This is a genomic window from Bacillus sp. JJ722 (genome assembly GCF_036963345.1).
GTDB lineage: Bacteria > Bacillota > Bacilli > Bacillales > DSM-1321 > Bacillus_AD.
Genome location: NZ_JBALMO010000241.1, coordinates 1 through 4,209, shown reverse-complemented (window position 1 = coordinate 4,209; position 4,209 = coordinate 1). Strand labels below are relative to the sequence as shown.

Here is a 4,209-nt window from a genome sequence, read left to right as displayed (position 1 = left end):
ACTTTATCTCCGTTTTTTAACGCATGTAAAATAGAATCAAATGTAGCGTTAACAGCGGCCTTAGCCTCTTTCTCAGTTAACTCTGTCTTTAAAACCACTTGTTTAATTAAATCAGTTTTATTCATTTAAAAATACTCCCTTTTGAAAATCTATATGTAGAATGGATAGCATAAGCAAATTACATTCTATCCTGCCTATAATACCCTTTACTTTGCTAATGGGAAATAGTGAACAGTTACCAATTATTATTGAATTAACTTAAGTTTTATCGTTTTACATCAAGTGCAGAAATATAGATACATTCTTCTCAATAATCAATCTTTACATAAAGCCACAATTACTCCCTTTATCCCATTTATGTAAGAAATATAAAGTTAATTTGCTTTTTATGCAGGAAAACAAGCATTATTTTCGAATAGATTGTTGATATAGTTAAGTGAAGGAGGATAAAGATAAATGAGTCCATATGATTTAAAAATAAAAGAATATTTAAATGAAACTAAGATTAACGCGGAGCATTTAATTTTAAACGAATCTTGTCATTCTATAGAAGAAGCAGCTAAAGCTGTTAATGCGTGTAAAGAAGATTTTGCAAAAAATATTTGTATGATGGATCAGAATAATAATTTAATTGTGGCAATTGTAAAAGGAAAGGATCGTGCTAGTACATCTAGAGTAAGTAAGGCATTAAATATTCCACGACCACGATTAGCAACGAAAACTGAGGTATTAGAAGGAACTGGTTATCCAACTGGAGGGGTACCTTCTTTTGGTTATCGAGCTAAATTTTTAATTGATCCTAGAGTAACAGAATTGACTTATATATTTACTGGAGGAGGTTCACCTAATTCTTTAGTGAAAATAACAGTTGAGAATTTATTAAAAGCGAATAAGGGACTAGTTGTACGAATAAGAAAATAAATACAATATGATTATAACATCTGTGGGATATATGAGATTGTCAAAATCTCTCTAAAAGAGAGTAATGGCAAACGTGGTATAACAAAGAGAACAGGTCAACTTACATGATCCTGTTTGTTATGTTATTAATGAGGGGATTTTCCATTATTTTATTCTTGATTTAAATAACTTTATTATTACTGTACATGAGGAGTGTTTTTCAATGCTAACAAATTCAATTCAAAAAATCGGACAAATTGGAATACCTGTAAAAGATATAGAAAAAGCAGTTAGCTTTTATAAAGATTTATTAAAGCTCCCTCTTCTATTTAGCACAGACACTATGGCATTCTTTGAGTGTAATGGCACTCGCCTCCTTCTTACCCTTCCTGAAAAAGAGGAATTTGCTAAATCAAGTTCTGTCATTTATTTTCAAGTTGAGGATATAAAAGAGGCGTACAAAGAATTAATTGAAAAAGGCGTTTCCTTTATTGACGAACCACATATAGTTGCAAAAATAGGAGAAACAGAAACTTGGATGACCTTCTTTAATGACACAGAAGGCAATACTCATTCTTTAATTAGTGAAATACTAGTATAGTACATCACAGCAGAATAAGTGATAATACTTTATTTAAAAGCCTTTAGTACATTTAAGCGGTTTTCACATAAAAAAACCGCTTATGTCATCTTTTTTTAAAATGCTGAACTAAAATTAAAAACATTTAAGAAGATAGGTTACAAATACTTTTCCCTTCTTTTACTAACTGATTTTCTATTTTTTACCGTTACATCAGTTATAGATTCCTATTAGTAAGTCAGCTGTTTTTCTCGCCAATTTATCCACATGTAAAATATCTTCAATAGATAGATTTTTAATTTTCTTAAATCCCCTACAGTTATTCATTTTCACTCCTGTATTCCAAAATATCTCCAGGTTGGCAGTCCAAAGCTTTACATATTGCTTCTAAAGTTGAAAATCGAATCGCTTTTGCTTTTCCATTCTTCAATATAGAAAGATTAGCCATTGTTATTCCTACTCTCTCCGATAGTTCAGTTACACTCATTTTTCTTTTCGCTAACAATACATCTATATTAACAATAATTGACATCTTCTCACCTCAAACTGTCAAATCATTCTCAGATTTTATTTGAAGTGCGCTTTTTAACAATCCTTGAAGTACCGCAGCAAATATTGAAATAACAAGAGTTACAAACATGATTGTGAATCCAATTAGTGCTATTCCAGGATGCAATGCATTTTGTGTTACTAGCAATAAGATCCCCATTACGTATAAGATAATGATTGAAATCGCGTAGTTTTTTATTTGTCCTAATAACATGACAGATTGTTCCGAAAAAATATTTTCAGTTTCGATATAATGTAAAAGCTTCCATGCTTGATAGAGTGCAAGAAAAAACGGTATCGCAGTAAAATACAAACCTATAAGAATAGGAAATTTCAAATACGTATACTCTGGATACATCACTACAGCATCTGTTGCCATCACTGGTAACCAAAAGATACATAATGAAAGGATTGTTATCCCAATAATAAAGGTCGATATCTTTAAAAAAGTTATGTTGCTTTGTTTCACAATAATCACCTACCATATTTTTCTAATATCGTAATACAAAACTTATCGTTTTTCAATAATTATTTATTCTTTTTTATTATTATACTTTCGATTTATAATTTATTTTTTAAAATTAACAATCTTTCATATACATGCTAACCACTTCATTTTTTAAAAAACTTGAGAGTTATAAAGAAATGGGTTCGATATAGTTAGTGAACAAACTTTTTACAAATAACATAAGGAGGTTAGATAATGCGATGTCATTCAAAAAATTTCATTATACGTTTGCAAAAACAAAAAGAAGACGCACTTGAATATGTGATCGAACACTATTCAGGTTTAGTAAATGCCATTGCCTATAAGGTTCTTTCTGGAATTAATATGGACGCAATCGATAACTGTGTAAATGATGTTTTTTTAGCGATTTGGCAAAATGCTGGTCAATTTAAAGGAGAACCTGAAGACTTTAAAAAATCGGTAGGTATGATCGCAAAATATAAGGCCATTGATTTATTCCGAAAACTTGAAAAACAACTGGCGAGAGAACAAGGTTTAGATTTACATGAACAAAATTTAAAACAGGAAGATTTGCAGGAACAACTTGTGATGAAAGAAGAAAAGAACGAACTTCTACTTGCTATTAGCACATTGAATGGAATTGATCGTGATATTTTTATGATGAAATCATGCAACTTTCCAATATCGAAATTGCAGAAGCACTCAATTTGTCAAAAGCAGCAATTGAAAATCGGTTATATCGAGGTAAGAAAAAGTTAGCGACAACGATTCAGTTAAAGGAGAGATTAATTCTTATTTGAACAACTATACTGATCTTGCTACAAATATCGGACAAGTACAAACTAGTAACGGTGTTTCGTTTATGATTGAAAATGCTGTATTTGATGGCACGACTGTAACAGTGTCCTTTGCAATTGAAACAGATATTGATTTAGGTGATTCACCTCATCTGTCAGGATTTGTTGATGTGAAAGGTGCTAGCGGTATGAGTGGTACTGGTGAACTAAAAAAAATTAACGAAAACACGTATGTTGGTATACAAAAAGTAACACCTCATTTCAACGAGAGTACACCTGATGAACTTAAAATTAATTGGGAACCAAAGTCTATTACAAACTTGAACACAAATGCTGAAATCACAGGTGATTGGCAGTTTTCTTTTAAGCTTCCAAAGCTTGAAAACAAAATGGAACTTGTCAATGGTTCTACAACAAAAGATGGTGTCACATTCGTTGTCAAATCAATCGAAAAAAATGATATGTCCACTGTCATTCATTACGATTACTTCATAGATGAAAAGAAATTAAAGAAATGGTCAAACACTACAGTTCAATTTAATAGCCTTAAAGATGACCTTGGAAACATCTATAAAGTGGATGGTAACGGAGCTGTATCAAATGATAATGGACTATCTTTCAAATCGAGCGGAACGATAAAAGCGATAGATGCAAATGCAAAATCACTAACAATTGTACCAACTATATACTTTTCGAAAGGATCAGGTAAGGGTCTTGAAATAAAAGAAATGGATCCAGTGATTATTGACTTACCTTAATAAAAAGAAAGCTGATTTTTCATATTTGGAAAATCAGCTTTTTTAGCTTAGTTTCTCATAGCTAAATTTTCAAAGAGATTTAACTAATTGCTCCCCTTTTGTTTATACTTCTTTGTTAGAATATTAAGTGACTATTGTTAAATAAAGTGAAACTTT

Annotated in this window: 7 protein-coding genes and 1 pseudogene; 5 read left to right on the top strand and 3 right to left on the bottom strand. The window is 30.9% G+C overall.

Features of this window, described 5'->3' with window-relative positions; genetic code table 11:
• The coding region (locus V7014_RS22585) for an HU family DNA-binding protein (protein WP_335510573.1) at window positions 1-125 on the bottom strand (125 nt) is incomplete at its 3' end.
• A gap of 331 nt (window positions 126-456) precedes the next feature.
• On the opposite strand from V7014_RS22585, the gene V7014_RS22580 reads away from it, so the two are divergent.
• Both V7014_RS22580 and V7014_RS22575 read left to right on the top strand, forming a co-directional pair.
• The gene (locus V7014_RS22580; RefSeq protein WP_335510567.1) at window positions 457-921 is read left to right on the top strand and encodes an aminoacyl-tRNA deacylase; all 465 of its coding nucleotides are present in this window, start codon (window positions 457-459) and stop codon (window positions 919-921) included.
• A gap of 202 nt (window positions 922-1,123) precedes the next feature.
• Entirely contained in the window at window positions 1,124-1,501 is a 378-nt protein-coding gene (locus tag V7014_RS22575) for a VOC family protein (protein WP_335510565.1), read from the top strand.
• A 298-nt stretch (window positions 1,502-1,799) separates the two neighbouring features.
• Here V7014_RS22575 and V7014_RS22570 read toward each other — a convergent pair whose 3' ends face one another.
• Complete coding sequence (locus V7014_RS22570) at window positions 1,800-2,012, bottom strand: helix-turn-helix domain-containing protein (protein ID WP_335510563.1); 213 nt, start codon at window positions 2,010-2,012, stop codon at window positions 1,800-1,802.
• Window positions 2,013-2,021: 9 nt separating this feature from the next.
• Window positions 2,022-2,498: a DUF2975 domain-containing protein gene (locus V7014_RS22565; protein WP_335510561.1), complete on the bottom strand. Its 477-nt coding sequence runs from the start codon at window positions 2,496-2,498 to the stop codon at window positions 2,022-2,024.
• 234 nt (window positions 2,499-2,732) lie between these two features.
• Between V7014_RS22565 and V7014_RS22560 the strand changes: the two are divergent.
• The 3 genes and pseudogenes from V7014_RS22560 to V7014_RS22555 all read left to right on the top strand — a co-directional run.
• A pseudogene (locus V7014_RS22560) lies at window positions 2,733-3,107 on the top strand (sigma-70 family RNA polymerase sigma factor); the annotation flags it as partial.
• 59 nt (window positions 3,108-3,166) lie between these two features.
• Complete coding sequence (locus V7014_RS27360) at window positions 3,167-3,298, top strand: sigma factor-like helix-turn-helix DNA-binding protein (RefSeq protein ID WP_438824961.1); 132 nt, start codon at window positions 3,167-3,169, stop codon at window positions 3,296-3,298.
• Window positions 3,295-4,053, top strand: a complete 759-nt coding sequence (locus V7014_RS22555; RefSeq protein ID WP_335510557.1) for a DUF4179 domain-containing protein — start codon at window positions 3,295-3,297, stop codon at window positions 4,051-4,053. The genes V7014_RS27360 and V7014_RS22555 overlap by 4 nt, the downstream gene beginning before the upstream one ends.
• The last annotated feature ends 156 nt before the right edge of the window (window positions 4,054-4,209 follow it).

What these genes read in the sequence shown, in the direction of transcription:
- V7014_RS22580 (WP_335510567.1), top strand. Translation starts at nt 457, where the DNA reads ATGAGTCCATATGATTTAAAAATAAAAGAATATTTAAATGAAACTAAG.
- V7014_RS22575 (WP_335510565.1), top strand. Translation starts at nt 1,124, where the DNA reads ATGCTAACAAATTCAATTCAAAAAATCGGACAAATTGGAATACCTGTA.
- V7014_RS22570 (WP_335510563.1), bottom strand. Translation starts at nt 2,012, where the DNA reads ATGTCAATTATTGTTAATATAGATGTATTGTTAGCGAAAAGAAAAATG.
- V7014_RS27360 (WP_438824961.1), top strand. Translation starts at nt 3,167, where the DNA reads ATGCAACTTTCCAATATCGAAATTGCAGAAGCACTCAATTTGTCAAAA.